Origin of the sequence: Rhodococcus sp. PvR044 (assembly GCF_040548995.1) — a bacterium.
GTDB lineage: Bacteria > Actinomycetota > Actinomycetes > Mycobacteriales > Mycobacteriaceae > Rhodococcus_G > Rhodococcus_G oryzae.
The window spans coordinates 191,630-209,517 of the sequence record NZ_JBEPSX010000005.1; the positions used below are offsets into that span (position 1 = coordinate 191,630).

Genomic DNA, 17,888 nt, shown 5'->3' on the forward strand with positions numbered 1-17,888 from the left:
TCCCCCTCGAGGAGTCGTGACATGAGAAGAATCCGGCCGACCCTCGATTCCGCCCCGTCCGTGGTGGTTGCACCCAGGAGAAGACGTTGAACTACGAACTCGCGGATACCGCCCACACCGTGCGAACGCTCGACATTCCGAGGCTCGACCCGCGGCCGTCGAGTAAATCGCTGAGCAGCCTCAACCCCGCCACCCTCGGACAGATCGGTACCGTCGCGATCACCACTGCCACCCAGGTCGACGGCATGGTCGCGCGGGCACACGGCGCATTCGCCGCCTGGCGGACCGACCGCGAGGCCCGACGGAGGTTTCTCACCGACTGCGCACGCGAGCTCTATCGCTCCGCCGGCACGCTCGCGCCCCTCTTGACCATGGAACAGGGCAAACCGCTCGACGAATCCGACGGCGAGATCCGGTTGGCGGCGAAGTGTCTGGCCGAGGCCGCCCATGCCGATTGGGACGATGACGCCCCGGCACACACCTACGACGAACGCTCCGCAGTCGTAGAACACCGCCCGGTCGGGGTGGTCGCCGTCCTCGTCCCCTGGGACCTACCGATCCTCCGCATGGCCGCGAAGATCGGTCCCGCCCTCGTGACCGGCAACACCGTCGTCGTCGAGCCGCCGTGCACGGTCGCACTGTCCGTCGCGCGTGCCGTCGACATCCTCAAAGCCGTACTCCCGGAGGGAGTGCTCGACATCGCGGTCGGTACCCGCGAGGCCCACAGCCCGCTGGTCGCCCATCCTAAGATCCGCCGGATCGCCTACGTCGGCTCCCGAGGGGGCGCGCGGACGATCATCAGCCACGCGGCCCGGTTCCTCACCCCTGTAGCGGCGACCACGGCCTGCGGCGGGACCGCACTGCTCCTCCCGGACGCCGACGTCGAGAACGCGGCGACCGCGCTGGCCGAATACGCCTTCACCAATTCGGGGCAGACCCGCTGTGCCCCCAAGTCCGCCTACGTACCCACCGACATCGTCGACGACTTCTGCGAAGCGTTCGCCGGAGCGATGCGAACGCTCACCGTCGGCGATGGAATGGACCCGGAGACCACGGTCGGCCCGCAGCACAGTGCGCACCAGCTGTCCATCGCCGAAGACCTACTCCGCCAATCCATCACGGCCGGATCGGCGCTCGTCGCAGGCGGTGGTCGGGGCACCGACCTGCCCGGCTATTTCCTGGAGCCGACCCTGCTGCGGGACACCGACGGTTCGACCGACTTCGAGGACGCGGGGAAAGCCGGCCCCGTGTTCACCGTCATCGGGTACGACGACATCGACCGGATCGTCGACCGCATCAACGAGCACTCCCGTGTTCTCAGCGTGTCGGTGTGGGGAGCCGACCTCGACCGGACAGACCAGGTGGCCGAACGCGTCGACGCCGAATCCGTATCGGTCAACCGGCACGACACCACCGAGGCCCCAGCACCGCTCGAGTCGGCCACGGTCACCGAATTCGGCATGCGCGGTGGCCGCGCCATCGACGAGTTCCTCCATTCCCGCGTGATCACACACTGACGAAACTCGCCGTCCACTCAGCACACCGCCACAGATCCCCAGACACGAGAGAAGGAACAACCATGCATGACGCCGTCATCGTCGACGCCGTTCGAACACCCATCGGGAAGCGAGGTGGGTCCCTGTCCGGCGTGCACCCGGCCGACCTCTCCGCACACGTCCTGGCGGCCCTCACCGGCCGCGTTGGCATCGATCCCACCGAGATCGACGATGTGATCTGGGGATGCGTCGTCCAGGCCGCTGAGCAGGCGGGCAACATCGCGCGCACCGCGGCACTGGCGGCCGGCTGGCCCGAGTCCATCCCCGGCACCACCGTCAACCGCGCCTGCGGCTCGAGCCAGCAGGCGTTGAGCTTCGCGGCGGCATCCGTGATCGCCGGGCACGCGGACTTCATCGTCGCCGGTGGCGTCGAATCCATGAGCCGGGTGCCGATGGGCAGCGCGGCCAAGGAGGGGAGCTCGGCCACGCCGCCGAGCGTGCAGGAGCGCTACGGCATCGAGAGCTTCAGCCAGGGACTCGGCGCCGAGATGATGGCCGAGCGCTGGAACCTCGACCGCCGTAGCCTCGACGAGTACTCGCTTCGCTCGCACGAGCTCACCGCCCAGGCCATCGAGACCGGCGCCTTCGACTCGCAGCTCGCGCCGATCGACGGCCTGCTCGCCGTCGACGAGGGCGTCCGCCGCGGCGGCTCGCTCGAGAAGCTCGCGACGCTGAAGACGCCGTTCAAGGAGGACGGGGTCATCCACGCGGGCAACGCATCACAGATCTCCGACGGGGCGGCGGCGCTGCTCGTCACCACCAGCAAGATCGCCGCGGACCGCGGCCTCGACCCCATCGCCCGGATCCACACCGTCGCGGTCACCGGCGACGACCCGGTGATGATGCTCAGCGGCCCGATCTCCGCCACCGCGAAGGCTCTCTCCCGCTCGGGCCTGTCCATCGAGGACATCGGCGCGTTCGAGGTGAACGAGGCCTTCGCCCCTGTACCGCTCGCGTGGTTGGCCGAGACCGGTGCGGACGAGAAGCGCCTGAATCCGCTCGGTGGCGCCATCGCCGTCGGGCACCCGCTCGGCGGCTCCGGCGCGATTCTCATGACCCGGCTCGTGCACCACATGCGCGACAACGGAATCCGCTACGGACTCCAGACCATGTGTGAGGCCGGCGGCATGGCAAACGCGACCATCGTCGAACTCCTCTGACCTCGAAAGGCCCTCCACCATGGAACTCAAGGGAATCTCCGTCGCCGTCACCGGCGGCGCATCCGGACTCGGCAACGCGACCGCGCGGCGACTGGTCGACGCCGGCGCCTTCGTGACCCTCGTCGACCTGCCGACCTCCGACGGCGATACAGCGGCACGGGATCTCGGACCCAACGCACGCTTCGCGCCCGCCGACATCACCGATCCGGAACAGTTCGCCGCCGCACTCGACGCCGCGACCGAGGACGGAGAACTCCGCGGCCTCGTCCACTGCGCGGGCAGCGGGCGCGGCATGCGAATCCTCGACAAGCACGGCAACGCCGGCTCGCTCGAGGACTTCGAGCACGTCATCCGGCTCAACCTCGTCGGATCCTTCAATGCACTGCGCCTCGGCGCCGAGCGCATCGCGAAGACCGACGAGGTCGACGGCGAACGCGGAGCGATCGTGATGACCGCCTCCGTCGCGGCCTTCGAGGGGCAGATCGGCCAGATCAACTACACCGCGTCCAAGGCCGGGATCGTGGGGATGACCCTGACCGCGGCCCGCGACCTGGCGACCCGACGCATCCGGGTGTGCACCATCGCGCCGGGAATCATGGACACGCCGTTGCTGTCCGGAATGCCCGACGCGATGCGGGCGGGCCTCGAGGCCTCGGTGCCGAACCCGTCCCGGCTGGGTCGTGCGGACGAGTTCGGCCAGCTCGCCGTGTCGATCCTCGGGAACCGCTACCTCAACGGCGAGACCATCCGGCTCGACGGCGGAATCCGCATGGCGCCCCGCTGACCTGCTGATGTATGCACAAAAGACGCGATCGGCTCCTGCCCGCCCTGTTCGGGTGGGCAGGAGCCGATCGCGTCTGGTGTTCGGGTTGCGTCCGACTCCGGTATCAGCCGGTGATGTTGCTCGCCTGGTTGCTCCAGGCGGTCTGGCCGAAGAGCTCACCGGTCCCGGAGACGAAGGCGCTGTGTGCGTGCGCATCGCCGCGCAGCTTGTCCATGTTCCAGGCGGTGAGAACACCGAGGAATCCCTGCACGCCGCTGACGCAGCCCGGATCGTTCACGGGACAACCGGGCTGGCCCTGAATGTCGTTGTGGTTCGGGCCGTTCAGCGTCGCCATCGCCTTCTGCATCGAGTCCGGGGTCGCGCCGAAGTAGCCCTGCGCGGACTGGGGTCCGATCTGCTCCCACGGAAGCGGCTGGGTGGACGGCGAGATGGGGCTGCCGGAGCCGTTGACGTACAGGATGGAGCCGGTGGTCAGTTGCCGGGGATCCGCGCAGACGGTCATCGCCGGGTCCGGCTTCGGCGAGTTGAGCGTGCACATGAACTGTCCGGGGAGCTCGATCGGGACCGCGGACTTGATGGCGCCGCCGGAACGGACGGTGGCATTGAGGGTGCCGACCGCGCCCTGCGAATGCCCCATCGCGCCGACGTTGTCGGTGTCCAGCGTCTGATAGAAGACGCTCGCGGGATCACTGTCCTGACGCTTGAGGAAGTCCACCGCGTCCAGCATCTCCTGGCCGGAGCCCGAGTTGGTGGTGTCGGGCGCGATCACCACGAAACCCCAGGATGCCAGGTGCGAGAGCAGGTAGTCGTACTGGAAGGGATGCGCAAAGGTGCCGTCGCCCCAGGTGATGATCGGGTGCGTGGTGCCGTCCGAGCCGAGGTCGGTGGGGTACCAGACGTCGAACTTGTGGCCGGTGGAGTCGCAGCAACCGAATCCCTGCTGCTTGGTGACCTCCCACGGTCCACGTTCGGAGTAAGTGGCCTCGACGGACGCGGTCGGCTCGTTGCCCGGTGCGGGCGCACCGGCCTGCGCCGTGGCGCCGGTACCGAGCACGGCCAGGGTTGCTGCGGCGAGGAGGACTGCGCCTCTACTCAAGCGACTTCTCATGGCCCGAGACTAACGACAGCACCTAACAACTTTAAGGCTTTGATACACAATCGTTATATATTCCGAACAATGCAGGTCGCCGCGCCGGAGCCGCACGCTCGTCGTTAGGCTCGCCTCGTGACGGAGCGACAGCGGGGCGGACGTGCGGCCAGGGCAGAGGCCAGGCGCGAGGCCATCCTCGACGCCGCGATGGCCGAGATCGCGGAGCGCGGATACCGCGCCACCACCCTCGCTGCGGTGGCCGAGCGCGTCGGACTGACGCAGCCGGGCGTGCTGCACTATTTCCCCAGCAAGAAACACCTGTTGATCGGCGTGCTCGAGGCCCGCGACCAATGGGATACCGCCGCCCTTCTCGCGAGGTCGACGGACGTGCGGCTGTCCCACCTCGAACAGATCGTGGAGTTCAACGCCGGACGCCCCGGCGTCGTCCAGACCTACACCGCACTTGCCGCGGAGAGCACGACCGGACAGCATCCGGCGCGCGAGTACTTCACCGAGCGCTACGCCGCCGCCCGCGATGCGTTCGCCCTGTTGCTACACAAGGAATTCGGCGACCAACTGCCAGGCGGACTCACACCCGAACAGGCGGCGCCGTTGCTCATCGCCATGCTCGACGGCATGCAGATCCAGTGGCTGCTGGCCCCGGACGAGGTGGACATGGCCGACGCCTTCCGCAACTTCGTCTCCCTACTCAGTGCGGGCGCCCACGTCGAAACCCGAACCGACCAGAGCTAGGCCCCCTCCCAGATCAGTCGTTCATAACGTTTCGATAACAACACCTAGTGCTCGCAAGGTAGACTGGCAATATCGCCCAGACGGACCGGAGAGCCGACGGACACTTCTCCTGACCGGCACGTCGAGCACCCGGCCGACGACGAAGGAGTTCATGATGGAAGACGAAGCAACGCGCGAGGCCGTGGAATCGGCGCTCGCCAAGCTGGATCTGGACGCGAAGGCGCGACTGCTCCAGGGGCAGGACATCTGGACGCTGCCGCCGCTCCCCGAAATCGGTCTCGGCTCCCTTGTGATGTCCGACGGCCCGGTCGGCGTGCGCGGGGCCAGCTGGGGTCCGGAGGACCCGTCCGTTCTGCTGCCCTCGCCCACCGCGATGGCCGCGTCCTGGGATCCCGAGCTGATCGCCCGGGCGGGGACACTGCTCGCACAGGAGGCCCGCCGCAAGGGCGTGCACCTGCTCCTCGCCCCCACCGTGAACATGCACCGCACCCCGGTCGGCGGCAGGCACTTCGAGGCGTACTCCGAGGACCCGCTGCTCACCGGCGCCATCGGCTCCGGCTTCGTCCGCGGCGTGCAGTCCGGCGGCATCGGCGCCACCGTGAAGCACTTCGTGGCCAACGACGCCGAGACCGACCGCATGTTCGTCGACAACATCGTCTCCCCCGAGGCCCTGCGCGAGATCTACCTCGCCCCGTTCGAGGCGATCGTGCGCGACGCCAGCCCGTGGGCCATCATGTCCGCCTACAACAGCGTCAACGGCACCACGATGAGCGAGCACATCGAACTGCTGCGCGGCGTGCTCCGCGACGAGTGGGGCTTCGACGGCATCGTGGTCTCCGACTGGATGGGCACCCGCTCGACGGTTGGCGCGATCCTCGGCGGCCTCGACGTCGCGATGCCCGGCCCGCAGTCGGTCTACGGCGAGCTTCTCGTCAAGGCGGTCCGGGACGGCGAGGTCGATGAGTCCGTAGTGGACGAGGCCGTGCGGCACGTCCTGCTGCTCGCGGCGCGCGTCGGCCTGCTCGAGGGCGCGCCTGCCGCCGTCACCGAGTTCCCCGCCGCGGTCGACGGTCGCGAGATCGCGCGCGAGGTCGCACGGCGCTCCTTCGTGCTCGCCCGCAACGCCGAGGTCGATGGCGCTCCAGTCCTGCCGATCACCCCGGCCGAGACCACCGTCGCCCTCGTCGGCCTGGCCGCGCGCGACGCCCGTGTGCTCGGCGGCGGCTCCGCCATGGTCTTCCCCGAGACCGTCGTCTCCCCGCTCGACGGGCTGACGGCCGCGCTGCCCGAGGGCACGCTGAGCTACAACGTCGGTACGGTGCTGAGCGAAGACATGGGCGTCGCCGACCGCGGGTTCGACCTGCGCGCCCGCTGCCTCGCCGCCGACGGCTCGCTACAGCGCGAGCTCCCGATGGCGGACGGCAACATCATGTGGATGGGCGACCTCCCCGAGGGCATCGACTACCCGACGCTGCAGAGCGTCGAGATCTTCGGAACGTTCACGCCGGAGCTGTCCGGCCCGCACCGCTTCGGCACCAAGGGCATCGGCCAGTTCACTCTGACCGTCGACGGCCAGACGGTGTTCGAGGGCGACCAGGCACTGGAGAGCTTCGACCCGTTCGAGATGTTCTTCGGCTCGCCGAAGGACCGCGCCGTCGTCGAGCTCGAGGCGGGCCGCCCCGTCGAGGTCTCCCTGCGGTATGACCCGATGAAGATGGAGGGCGCCCCCATCGCCATCGTCAGCTTCGCTCTGGGGCATCTCGAGCCGCAGCGCGACCCCGAGGAGCTCATGGCCGAGGCCGAGGCCGCCGCGGCCGCGGCCGATGTGGCCGTCGTCGTCGTGGCGACCACCGACAAGGTTGAGTCCGAGGGCTTCGACCGCACCACCCTCAAGCTGCCCGGACGTCAGGACGAGCTGGTCTCCCGCGTCGTCGCCGCCAACCCCCGCACCGTTGTGATCGTCAACTCCGGCGCCCCCGTGGAGATGCCGTGGCGCGACGACGTCGCCGCGGTGCTGCTGAGCTGGTTCCCCGGCCAGGAGGCGGGCTCGGCGCTGGCCGAGGTGCTCACCGGCGCGGCCGAGCCCGGCGGCCGGCTGCCCACCACCTGGCCCGCGACGCTCGAGGACTGCCCCGTCACCGAGGTCACCCCGACCGATGGCAAGCTCGCGTACACCGAGGACCTGTTCATCGGCTACCGCGCCTGGGACCGGTCCGACATCGCGCCCGCGTACTCGTTCGGGCACGGCCTCGGCTACACCACCTGGGAGTACGAGGACATCGAGTGGGACGGCGAGACCGTCACGGTCCGGGTCCGCAACACCGGGTCCCGGCCGGGACGCGAGGTCGTGCAGGTCTACCTCGCCCCGGTCGACGGCGACCCGTCCCGGCCCGCTCGCGCGCTGGCCGGCTTCGCGAGCGTGGAGGCGGCTGCAGGCGAAACAGTGACGGCGACCGTCACCCTGCCGCAGCGCGCCTTCGAGACATGGGAGGAGACGAGCCGGAAGTGGGCCTACCGCCCCGGCGCGTACACCCTGCAGGTCGGCCCCTCCTCCGCAAGCTGCCCTCTCAGCCTGCCCATCGAAGCGGCCGTCTGACAGTTCAACTGTCGAATACGGCCTAGACCGTGCCGGCCCACCGTCCCTCGCGACGGGCCGGCCTGAGACCTTCCCGATCCACCGTCCCTCGCGGTGGGCCGCCGGGATGGTCACGGAATGCCCCGCCACCGAGCCCGCTGCCTGAACAGAGCGGGCTCGGTAGCGGGGCCTTTTTTTCGAATCGGGCACCTCGTTGAACACTTTGACGTAATTTGTTCAACATGCTCAATGAGAGCGAGGGGGCCCAGACGGCCGCACCCACCCTCGAACTGGTTCGCGTGGCCGCGGAATGCGTGCGGCGCAACGGGGTTCGGGGGTTTCGCCTGAGCGAGGTCGCCACTGCAGCTGGGGTGTCCCGGGGCACCGTGTACAACACCTTCGGCGACAAACAGGCCGCCATCAACGCTGGCCTCGCCTACCTGTGCAGCGCCTTCATCGACGGGTTGGCCGCGGCCGTGACACCCAAGCCGACGCTGCGAGGCCAGGTCGGCGAGGCGGCCGCCCTCATCTACGAACACGCCACCACTCCCCAGGCCCTGGTGCCGCCGCTACGCACCGAGAGCATCATCGCGACGTTGCTGGAGCACTACGGCGATCCGCTCTGCCGCACCTGGGCCGCGTTCTGGGCGTCGCTGGTCGCCGAGGCACAGCGACGCGGCGAGGTCGACCCCGGCCTTGACCCGATGCAGGCAGGCGACTGGATCGTGCGCGGTCTCCTGAGCTTGGAGATCCTACCGTTCTCGGTGGCCGGATTCAGCAACGCAGACGACGCGCGGAGCCGCATCGGTGACCTCATGCTCGACGGTCTGACACCACGTCGCTGACGACGAACAGAAATGAGCCGCAATGACATACGAGTACGTCGACGTCGCCATCATCGGCGCCGGGCCGGGCGGCATCACCGCGGCCCACCATCTGCAACGCGCCGGCATCGAGAACTTCGTCATCCTCGAGCGCAGTGACGAGTTCGGGGGCAGTTGGCGCGACAACGTCTACCCCGGCCTGTCCGTGGACGTGCCCACGCTGTTCTATCAGTTCCCCTTCGCGCGCAAGCCCGACTGGTCACGCCTCTTTCCCACGGGCCCGGAGATCCAGGAGTACAACAAGCAGGTTGCCGAAGACCTGAACCTGCACAAGTACTTTCGCGGCAACTGCACCGTCAACCGGGAGGTGTGGGATGACGCGAAGCGGCTGTGGGTGCTCCACATCGAGGACGAGGCCCCCGTGCGCGCACGGTTCGTCATCAATGCCGTTGGCGGTTACGTCAACGCCAAATCGGCGAACGACATCGAGGGAATCGGCGACTTCACCGGCACCGTCCTGCGCCCGAACTCCTGGGACCCCCACTACGACTGGTCCGGCAAAAGGGTCGCGGTGATCGGCACCGGCTCGAGCTCGGTGCAGATCGTGCCGACGATCTATCAGCAGGCCCGCAGTGTCGAGATCTACCAGCGGACGCCATCGTGGATCCTGCCCAAGCCCGACGTCGAACTGTCCGCACGAGCCCACCGCCTCCTCTCGATACCCGGCGCGGGCGCCCTCATCAACGGGGCCGCGCTGGCCGCCATGGAGCTGCCGATGCAGTTCCTCTGCAATGTGCTGCCGCTGCTGCCCCGCAAACTCCTCGCCGCGGTCATGCCGCAGTACGACCGGATCTGGCAGTCGATCTATCGACGTATGTTGCGGCGCAGCGTCGATGACGCCAGCATCCGCGCCGCACTGGTTCCCGACTACGGCATCCTCGCCAAGCGGCCGGTGCTGTCGAGCAGCTTCTTCCCCACGCTCGCGGATCCGTCCGTGTCGCTGGTCGTCGACCCGATCGAACGGGTCACCGCCGACGGCATCCGCACCTCGGACGGCACCGAGCGCCCGTACGACCTGATCGTCGCGGCCACCGGGTACGAGCTGTTCACCGACCCGGAGACGTACCGCAGCGGTGCAGTGGTCGGCACCGAAGGGTTCGACCTGGCCGACGACTACCGCCGCAACGGGCTGCGCAGCTACGGCGGCAGCGCGCACCCGGGTCTGCCGAACCGTTGGTCGCTGGTCGCCCCGCAGGGATACGTCGGCATCGCGTGGCACACGTTCGTGGACCTGACCGCGCGGCATGCCGTGCGGGTGATCACCGAGACCGGACGGAGGGGTGCGACGGTCGCGCAGGTACGCGGCGAGGCGTTCTCCCGGTGGGTGCGCAAGATGGACCGCCACGGCAAGGCGATCAGCGCCTACACCGTGGACAGCAATCCTGGCCTGCGCACCTACTTCGTCAACTCGCAGGGCGAGGCCCTCTACTACCGGCCGCAGACCATCAGCGGCGCGTTCTGGTTCAGCCGGTTCTCATCGTTCGACGACTACGCATTCGACTACACACTCACGGAGGTATCGACATGAGCTCACTCGCAGGGAAAGTCGCCTATGTGACGGGAGCGGCTCGGGGACAGGGCCGTTCGCACGCGGTTCGAATGGCGCAGGCGGGCGCGGACATCGTGGCCGTCGACGTCTGCGCGCAGGTCGCCGAGTTCAGCGGATACCCGATGGCGGAGCCCGCCGACCTCGAGGAGACGGCGCGGCTGATCGAGTCCGAGGGACGCAAGGTGCTGACGCGGCAGGTCGACGTGCGGGACCTGGCCGGCCTGCAGGCCGTCGTCGCCGAGACCATCGAGACCTTCGGCCGTCTCGATGTCGTGGTCGCCAACGCGGGCGTGTGCAACTGGGGTCGCCTCTGGGAGATCTCGGCCGAGCAGTTCCAGGAGACCGTGGACGTGAACCTGACAGGGGTGTGGAACACGATCAAGGCGACGGTGCCCGCGATGATCGAGGCCGGCAACGGCGGGTCCATCATCACGGTCGGCTCGTCGGCGAGCGTGAAGGCGCCTCCCGGCTGTGGCCACTATGCCGCGGCCAAGTTCGGGGTGGTCGGCCTGACGAAGGCACTGGCGGTGGAGCTCGGCGAGTTCGGCATTCGCGCCAATGTTGTTCTGCCGTACGGCACCAATACGGCCCTCGGCAATGACACCTCGATGTACAAGCTGTTCGAGCAATACCCCACGTACGTCTACAGCTACCCGCCGAACCTGCTCAAGACCGATGCGCTGGTGGAACCGGAAGAGATCTCGGAAGCCGTCGTGTGGCTCGCCGGCGATGCCTCTGCCGTGATCACCGGTGCGCAGATACCGGTGGACAAGGGGTTCCTCGCGCGCTGACCATCCGGGCCCGGAGCGGCGGGGGTACAGCCCGCCATACCCCCGCCGCTCCAGTCCGGTCCACCGCAAATACGGTGGTCAGCGCCATGGGAAGCGCCCGCCCTGGTCAATAGCGTTCTGGTCGTAGTGATCTCACCGCGAGGTCCGAACAACCAGGAGGACCAGTGCAGATGACCACCTCTCGACGTCGCGCCGTGCTCGCCGTGACCACCGCCGCCGCCCTCGCGTTGGGAGCGACCGCATGCGGTGACACCGCGCAGTCCGCCGCCCCGTCGCCCGACATCGCGGTGCAGCAGAGGCTGGACGCGGTCACCGAGCGGGGGATTCCCGGCGCGCAGCTGGTGATCACCGACCCCGGCCGCGGCACCCGCGTCCTCCGCGCGGGGACAGGGAACACCGCCACCGACGAGCCGATCCCCGATGATGCGAGGGTCCGGATCGGAAGCAACACAAAGGCGTTCGTCGCGACGGTCGTCATGCAGCTGGTAGAGGAGGGACTGGTCGGCCTCGATGCGAGCGTTGAGCACTACCTGCCCGGAATCGTGGCGGGCAACGGGAACGACGGCAGCCGGGTCACCGTCCGCGATCTCCTGCAACACACCAGCGGACTGACGGACTACCTCGCACCCGGAGGCGCGAAGCCGGAGGACGTCAGGCCCGGGCAGCTGCAGGTCGCGACGGGCGAGGAGCCCATGGGGCACTACATGCCTGCCGAGCTCGTGAAGATCGCGATGTCCCTGTCGCCCGGCCCGGCCGCCAAGGACGAGGCCGTCTACTCGAACACCAACTACATCCTGCTCGGGATGCTCATCGAGAAGGTGACGGGCCGCCCCGCCGCGCAGGAGATCGCCACACGCATCATCGATCCGCTCGGGCTGAAGGACACCTACTTCCCTGATTCCGGGGAGACACAGATCCGCGGACCGCACGCGCACGGATATCACCGGATCGGCGAGCAGCAGGTCGACGTCACCGAGGGCGACGTGTCGTGGGCGGATACCGCGGGCGCCATGGTCGCGACCGGCGCCGATCTCAACACGTTCTTCACGGCACTGCTTCGTGGCGATCTCGTATCGCAGGACCGGCTCGCCGAGATGAAGCAGACCGTGCCGTTCGACCGCGGCCCGAAGGACGCATACGGCCTCGGGCTCGTCCGCGTGAACAGCTCCTGCGGGAAGGAGATCTGGGGGCACGGCGGGGGCATCCCCGGGTTCGGCACCTCCGGCGGCGTCGACACCAACGGCCGCGCGGTCACGCTCACCGTCAATCACATCCCGATGAGCGCGGACTCCGTCGACGCGGCGCAGCAGGTCGTCGACGCCGCGATGTGCGCGGACTGACCGAGAACGGCCCGGGACACGGTTCGAGGCCCGTCACACGGGACGGGCCTCGGGTCGTGTCTGCGCAATCACTCCGACCTATGCAGGCTGCGTCACCGCGCTCTCGCCCGACACGGGCTCACCGCCGTCCTTCGACTGCCCGCGCGGGACGGTGAAGGTGGCGGCAACGCACAGGATCGCGACGGCGAAGCACGCGATGGTGTACCAGAGGTTCCCGACCGGATCGCCGTTCGTGGTGAACCCGTCGACGGCGCCGAAGAAGTCGGGTAGCGCGGACATCCACAACACCGCCATCACAGCGAGATACACGATCGCGTACCACTGGGCGAAGACATTCCGGTACCCGGGAGCATCCGACGGTACCTGCCGCAGGTGCGACCACTGCCGCACCAGGACCACGACCGCGACGACTGAGAGCACGGCCAACTCCGTGGCGTAGAAGAACCCGCGGACCGTGTCGCTCCCCATGCCGAAGACTGTCGCCGGGAGCGGGAGCACGAACACCCCGACCGAGGCGGCGAGGCCGATCACCACGGTGCGCCACACCAACTGCAGGCCGGAGAAGTGCCGGCCCGCATCGACGTGCCTGCCGACGAAGAACTGGACGCACAGCGCCAACGACATCGGCCACAGCGCCGCGAACACCACGACGCTCGGCAGCGGAACCGAATCGAAGAAGGGCAGGTTGACCTTGTTGTCGAGCGTCCATTCCCACCAGCGCAGCTGCGGTCCGAGCTGGTCGAAGATCTCGTAGAACGCGTGGTGCACGAAGCCGACGCTCACCGCGCCGAGGAGCACGCCGTACTTCCGGAACACGCCGAGCATCCGGACGATCTCGAACGCGATGGTGGCCATCAACGGGTAGATCGCGACGATGTACAGCGGCAGGCGACCCCACAGGAAGTCCACGGTGAACACGTTGTGCGCGAACATCGTGCCCAGGTAGTCCTCGGTGCCGAACGTGGCCGGGAAGTAGATCGGCGGCTCGATCACGAACAGGAACGCGGTGGCACCGAACCACAGCACCAGGTTGGTGGGATCACCGTGCCGACGCAGCCGCAGAACCGCGTAGACGAGCGCGAGCACCGCCCCGAGGACGATGGTGAACTCGAGGACCGGCAGGGTCCAGTTCTCGAGCGCGAACGGGTTGCGGACCTCGACCAGTCCACCGGCATCCTCGCACGAGAAGCCAAGGCGGCTAGCGAGATCCGAGAAGGTGGGAGAACAGTGGTCCGACATCAGTTCGCCCCCGCGGAGACCGGCTCGGCCTCGGGCTTTTGCGAGTCCGCGGTGTACCAGCGGGTGCAGTCGTAGCCGGCGTCGTAGCGGGTGAACCACTCGTCGGCGAGGACGGGCAGTTTCTCGTGTGCGGGCTTGTGCCCGGGCATCTGGCTGCGAACGGCGCCGGACAGAGCGGTGAGCTGCTCACCGATCGGCAGGCCGTCGAACGCACGAGGCATCGGCCCCTTGGTCAGGTACGGCGCGAAAGCGGTGAGCACCTTCTGCTTGGCCCGGTGCCGGGCGAACATCGACATCGAGTCGACCTTCCGCTCAGACAGCGGAACGTGCTGGTTGAAGCCGGCGCACGCAATCCGGATCGCCTTCATCACGTGCGCGAAGATCGACGCGGCCATCCGCATCCGGTAGAGCTCGTTGCCGACGACGGAGTTGTAGATGATCAGCGCCGAACTGCGGTGCTCGACCTCCTCGACGAAGTGCCAGATGAACAGGGACGCGACCCGGTCGTCGCCGGGTCGGAACAGGGTGGCCTCGTTGTCGAGCATCAGCTTGAACACCGGAGTGAACGTGGCCTCCAGGTCGGCGGTGTACGCCAGCCTGTAGTTGATCGAGGTCCGCTCGGTGAGGAGGTCGAACTCCCCGGTCACGGCGTCGAGGGTGTTCTGCAGGCCGGGGTAGCGCCGGATCAGCGCGTTCACGTGCTGGCGGTGGGCGGTGGAGTGGTGACCCTCCTGACGCATGAACGCGACCGCTTCCGCCGCGACCTCCGGATCGGTGATCAGCGGCTTCGCCTGCAGGATCAGCTTGACGATCATCTTCTCGAAGCCGATGGCCAGGAACGAGACCGCGTTGGACATGCTCGACCACGCCGGGTTGTCCGGGTTCCACAGGAATGGGACGTCCTCGTCCTCGAACCCGAAGTCCATCTTCCGGGGTTTCAGATCTGTCATGCGCGATTCCTCGTTTCCGTTGGCGCCGGCGAACCCCTGTCAGGGCAGGTGGGGTCACATTCGCAGCGATCATACAAATAGCTGAGACTATGTATGATCACTTTCGGTGAATCCACCGCTGTTCGTGCCGCGGCCGGATGCGGTGCTGGTACCGTCCGCTCGGTGGCGCGCAGACGTGGATGGGGTGGCCGGCCGCCGGTCGACGATGACGAGGCCGCGCGCCGCATCGTCGACGCCGCGGTCGAGGTGATCTCGCGCACCGGGTCGGCGATCAGCATCGCGGATGTCGCGGAGTCGCTCGGCGTGATCCGCCAGACGGTGTACCGCTACTACCCCAGCGCCGAGGCCCTCATGCGGGCCGCGGCCATCGCATCCGTCGACGGATTCCTCGATCGGCTGACAGAGCATGTGCACGGTCTCAATGACCCCGCGGAGGCGATGACCGAGGGCGTGATCTACACGCTGGACGAGGTGCATCGCATCCCCCATCTGGGCATCATGCTCTCGGGTTCCCATTCGAACATCGGCGCCTATGGGCTCACGTCGGACGAGGCGCGCGCCTTCGGCATGACGATGATCCGGCGATTCGATGTCGACTGGGAGGGCCACGGCTACGACGAGGACTCGCTCCGCGAGCTCGTCGAGTACGCCCTGCGGACGATGCAGTCGTTCTTCATCTCGCCCAGCGACCCGCCGCGCAGCGAGGACGAGCTGCGGGGCTACCTGCGCCGCTGGCTGGGAACGGCCATCAGCGCCCAGACACGTTCGCCCGCAGGCAGTTAGACGGCATACATATACGCAGGGCGTATCCAACAGGGGGGTTTGGCAGCGATGGTCGGTTTCTTCACCAGACGTGGAGATCTGTTCGTGGCGGAAGAGTTCGCGGTGAGTCACTGGACGCCGACCCAGGTGGGTGGACACGCGGTGTGCGGCCTGCTCGCCCGGAGTCTCGAAACGCACTGTCCCGCTGGGTTCGTCCCCGCCCGGATGACCGTTGACCTGTTCAGGCCGGTCCTCAACGCCCCGATCGAGCTGCGCAGCGAGGTGGTCCGTCAGGGCACACGGATCACCGTCGCCGACGCCTCCATCGTGCAGGACGGAGAGGTGCGGACACGTGCCTCGGCGGTGTTCCTGACCACCGGTCCTGAGCCCGCGGGCCGCATGTGGAGCCCGGAGACGGACCTGCCGGTGCCGTCGGAGGGGTGCGTGTCCCCGGACGGGGCGCCGCCGCTGTTCAAGAGCGGCGACCGGGAGTGGACGCACGACTTCGCGGCGAACCAGAACGCCGACCGCAAGACCTCATGGCACAGCCTTCCCCCACTCGTCGACGGCGAACCGATCTCACCGTTCCAGCGTGCCGCGGTGCTCGGTGACACCACGAACCACGTCTGCCACTGGGGATCCCACGGCGCCGGCTATATCAACACCGACATGACCCTCACCCTGTCGAGACTCCCGGTCGGGTACGAACTCGGCCTCCGCGCCGAGAACACGGTCACCTCCGCGGGCGTCTCGATCGGCACCGCCACCCTCTACGACCGCACCGGACCGCTCGGCACCTGCGTCGTCACCGCGCTGTCCAACGGCCGCAGGCAGATCGACTTCGCCCGGTAGATCACGCGAGCGCCGGGACCGCTCGGGCGGCGGCGAGGGCGCGCGCCCACCACTGCAGCCGGTCGAGCATGCCCCTGGCGGCGGCAGCGGGCTCGTCCGGTTCACGCGGGGCGCCGTCCTCGTCGAAGAGCAGGTAGTAGCGGGGGAAGGAGACGTACTCGCGCAGCGTGTGCGCGTCGAGCTCGTTGAACACCTGACGCAATCCCTCGATGGCGAGCAGACCGCCGCTGGCGCCGCTGTAGCCGACGAAACCGACTGTCTTGCCGCTCCACTGGGTGAAGTGCCAGTCGATGGCCGCCTTCAGCGAGGCCGGGAACGATCGGTTGTAGTCCGGGGTGACGATGACGAACGCGTCGGCCGCGTCCAGCCGCTCGGTCAGCTCGGCCATGCCGTCGGGGCGGACCGGGTGCGGGTCCATGGCGGGCGGGACCGCGGGCAGCTGCAGCGGCAGGTGTGCCTCGGCCAGGTCGATGACGTCCACGTCGAACTCGCCGTGCAGGCGGGCCTGGTCGACGAACCAGGACGCCACCACCGGGCCGAAGCGTCCCTCCCGGACGCTGCCGATGATCACCGCGAGCTTGAGGTTGTCGGACACGCTGTTCTCCTCTCGGGATGTGCGACGACCGCTCGGCCGCCGCACATCCCACCCTGGTGTCCGGCCCGGCCGGCAGGAAGGCCGCGGGAAGGGTGGTAGTGGCAGGGACACCCTCCGCGCCTCGAACGCTTGTACCGTTCAAGGGGTGAGCGACAACGAGTTGGGGCTGTTCCTGCGCACCCGCCGCAACGCGGTGACTCCCGCCGCGGTCGGCCTGCCCACCGGTCCGCGCCGCCGCACCCCGGGCCTGCGCCGCGCCGAACTCGCCACCTTGGCCGGGGTGAGCGTCGAGTACGTCACCCGGCTCGAGCAGGGCCGCGACCGCCACCCCTCACCCCAGGTGCTCTCCGCCCTCGCCGACGTGATGCACCTGACGCCGAGTGAACGCGTCCACCTGTACCGCTTGACCAAGACGGCCGACGGCGGGTTCAGCTGCATGGGCGGCACCCATCCACTACGCGAGATCCGCCCGAGCGTGCGTGCGCTCCTGGACCATCTGGAACCGGCGCCCGCGGTGGTCGTCAACCGGCTGTCCGAGATCCTCGCTTGCACCGAGGGCTACCGGCGGCTGATGGCACGGACGGGGCTGCTCGCCGACGAGACCCGTTCCAACCTTGCCCTGTTCGTCTTCACCGACCCCCACGCCCGCGCCGTCTATCCCGACTGGGACCACGTGGCCGACGACCTGGTCGCCTCCCTCAAACAGGGACCCTTCCGCGCCGACCCGCACATCGCGGCCCTCGCCGACGAACTGGCCGTCGTCGCGGGCGCAGCATTCACCGACCGGGTCGCGACCGTGCCCAATCTGCCCACCGCCACCGGCATCACCCGGCTGCGCCATCCCGATCTCGGCGAGCTCCGACTCGCCTACGAGACCCTCGATCTGCCCGCGGACGACGCCCTGCGCCTGATCGTCCATCTCCCCGCCGACACCGCCACCGCCTCCGCCCTCGATTCCCTGGTGGGCCGCCGCCCCGGCGGGCTGCGCGCGGTCTCGAGCTGACGGGA

The 17,888-nt window shown here is 68.5% G+C and carries 16 protein-coding genes; 12 read left to right on the forward strand and 4 right to left on the reverse strand.

The window, feature by feature from the left end; all coding sequences use genetic code 11:
* Window positions 1-86 precede the first annotated feature (86 nt).
* The 3 genes from ABIC28_RS14060 (at window position 87) to ABIC28_RS14070 (ending at window position 3,500) form a co-directional block, all read left to right on the forward strand.
* Window positions 87-1,517, forward strand: a complete 1,431-nt coding sequence (locus ABIC28_RS14060; RefSeq protein ID WP_354579405.1) for an aldehyde dehydrogenase family protein — start codon at window positions 87-89, stop codon at window positions 1,515-1,517.
* 62 nt (window positions 1,518-1,579) lie between these two features.
* The gene (locus tag ABIC28_RS14065) at window positions 1,580-2,716 is read left to right on the forward strand and encodes a thiolase family protein (RefSeq protein WP_097211744.1); all 1,137 of its coding nucleotides are present in this window, start codon (window positions 1,580-1,582) and stop codon (window positions 2,714-2,716) included.
* Window positions 2,717-2,735: 19 nt separating this feature from the next.
* Window positions 2,736-3,500, forward strand: coding sequence for an SDR family NAD(P)-dependent oxidoreductase (locus tag ABIC28_RS14070; RefSeq protein ID WP_354579408.1), 765 nt, complete (start codon window positions 2,736-2,738; stop codon window positions 3,498-3,500).
* A 103-nt stretch (window positions 3,501-3,603) separates the two neighbouring features.
* On the opposite strand, the gene ABIC28_RS14075 is transcribed toward ABIC28_RS14070, so the two are convergent.
* Complete coding sequence (locus ABIC28_RS14075; protein ID WP_108168824.1) at window positions 3,604-4,608, reverse strand: poly(ethylene terephthalate) hydrolase family protein; 1,005 nt, start codon at window positions 4,606-4,608, stop codon at window positions 3,604-3,606.
* A 117-nt stretch (window positions 4,609-4,725) separates the two neighbouring features.
* Here ABIC28_RS14075 and ABIC28_RS14080 point away from each other — a divergent pair, with 117 nt between their 5' ends.
* From ABIC28_RS14080 to ABIC28_RS14105, 6 genes are all read left to right on the forward strand, one after another.
* On the forward strand, window positions 4,726-5,343 hold the full coding sequence (locus ABIC28_RS14080) for a TetR/AcrR family transcriptional regulator (protein ID WP_209928253.1): 618 nt from the start codon (window positions 4,726-4,728) through the stop codon (window positions 5,341-5,343).
* Window positions 5,344-5,497: 154 nt separating this feature from the next.
* Complete coding sequence (locus ABIC28_RS14085; protein WP_354579411.1) at window positions 5,498-7,939, forward strand: beta-glucosidase; 2,442 nt, start codon at window positions 5,498-5,500, stop codon at window positions 7,937-7,939.
* A 221-nt stretch (window positions 7,940-8,160) separates the two neighbouring features.
* The gene (locus ABIC28_RS14090; protein WP_354579413.1) at window positions 8,161-8,763 is read left to right on the forward strand and encodes a TetR/AcrR family transcriptional regulator; all 603 of its coding nucleotides are present in this window, start codon (window positions 8,161-8,163) and stop codon (window positions 8,761-8,763) included.
* Between the two features lie 22 nt (window positions 8,764-8,785).
* Window positions 8,786-10,330: a flavin-containing monooxygenase gene (locus ABIC28_RS14095; protein ID WP_354579415.1), complete on the forward strand. Its 1,545-nt coding sequence runs from the start codon at window positions 8,786-8,788 to the stop codon at window positions 10,328-10,330.
* Complete coding sequence (locus ABIC28_RS14100) at window positions 10,327-11,142, forward strand: mycofactocin-coupled SDR family oxidoreductase (RefSeq protein ID WP_354579417.1); 816 nt, start codon at window positions 10,327-10,329, stop codon at window positions 11,140-11,142. Before ABIC28_RS14095 ends, ABIC28_RS14100 begins: the two co-directional genes overlap by 4 nt.
* 170 nt (window positions 11,143-11,312) lie before the next feature.
* Window positions 11,313-12,482: a serine hydrolase domain-containing protein gene (locus tag ABIC28_RS14105; protein ID WP_097211751.1), complete on the forward strand. Its 1,170-nt coding sequence runs from the start codon at window positions 11,313-11,315 to the stop codon at window positions 12,480-12,482.
* Between the two features lie 78 nt (window positions 12,483-12,560).
* On the opposite strand, the gene ABIC28_RS14110 is transcribed toward ABIC28_RS14105, so the two are convergent.
* Both ABIC28_RS14110 and ABIC28_RS14115 read right to left on the reverse strand, forming a co-directional pair.
* A complete protein-coding gene (locus ABIC28_RS14110; protein WP_354579419.1) occupies window positions 12,561-13,721 on the reverse strand; it encodes a hypothetical protein in 1,161 nt (386 codons plus the stop codon).
* On the reverse strand, window positions 13,721-14,671 hold the full coding sequence (locus tag ABIC28_RS14115) for a metal-dependent hydrolase (RefSeq protein WP_269589636.1): 951 nt from the start codon (window positions 14,669-14,671) through the stop codon (window positions 13,721-13,723). Before ABIC28_RS14115 ends, ABIC28_RS14110 begins: the two co-directional genes overlap by 1 nt.
* A gap of 162 nt (window positions 14,672-14,833) precedes the next feature.
* Between ABIC28_RS14115 and ABIC28_RS14120 the strand changes: the two genes are divergently transcribed.
* Together ABIC28_RS14120 and ABIC28_RS14125 are read left to right on the forward strand one after the other, a co-directional pair.
* A complete protein-coding gene (locus ABIC28_RS14120) occupies window positions 14,834-15,454 on the forward strand; it encodes a TetR/AcrR family transcriptional regulator (RefSeq protein ID WP_354579422.1) in 621 nt (206 codons plus the stop codon).
* A gap of 84 nt (window positions 15,455-15,538) precedes the next feature.
* Window positions 15,539-16,285 carry a thioesterase family protein gene (locus tag ABIC28_RS14125; RefSeq protein ID WP_269589634.1) on the forward strand — a complete coding sequence of 249 codons (747 nt, stop codon included), beginning with the start codon at window positions 15,539-15,541 and terminating at the stop codon, window positions 16,283-16,285.
* Window position 16,286: 1 nt separating this feature from the next.
* On the opposite strand, the gene ABIC28_RS14130 is transcribed toward ABIC28_RS14125, so the two are convergent.
* Window positions 16,287-16,880: an NADPH-dependent FMN reductase gene (locus ABIC28_RS14130; protein WP_354579424.1), complete on the reverse strand. Its 594-nt coding sequence runs from the start codon at window positions 16,878-16,880 to the stop codon at window positions 16,287-16,289.
* Between the two features lie 145 nt (window positions 16,881-17,025).
* On the opposite strand from ABIC28_RS14130, the gene ABIC28_RS14135 reads away from it, so the two are divergent.
* Entirely contained in the window at window positions 17,026-17,883 is an 858-nt protein-coding gene (locus ABIC28_RS14135) for a helix-turn-helix domain-containing protein (RefSeq protein ID WP_354579426.1), read from the forward strand.
* The last annotated feature ends 5 nt before the right edge of the window (window positions 17,884-17,888 follow it).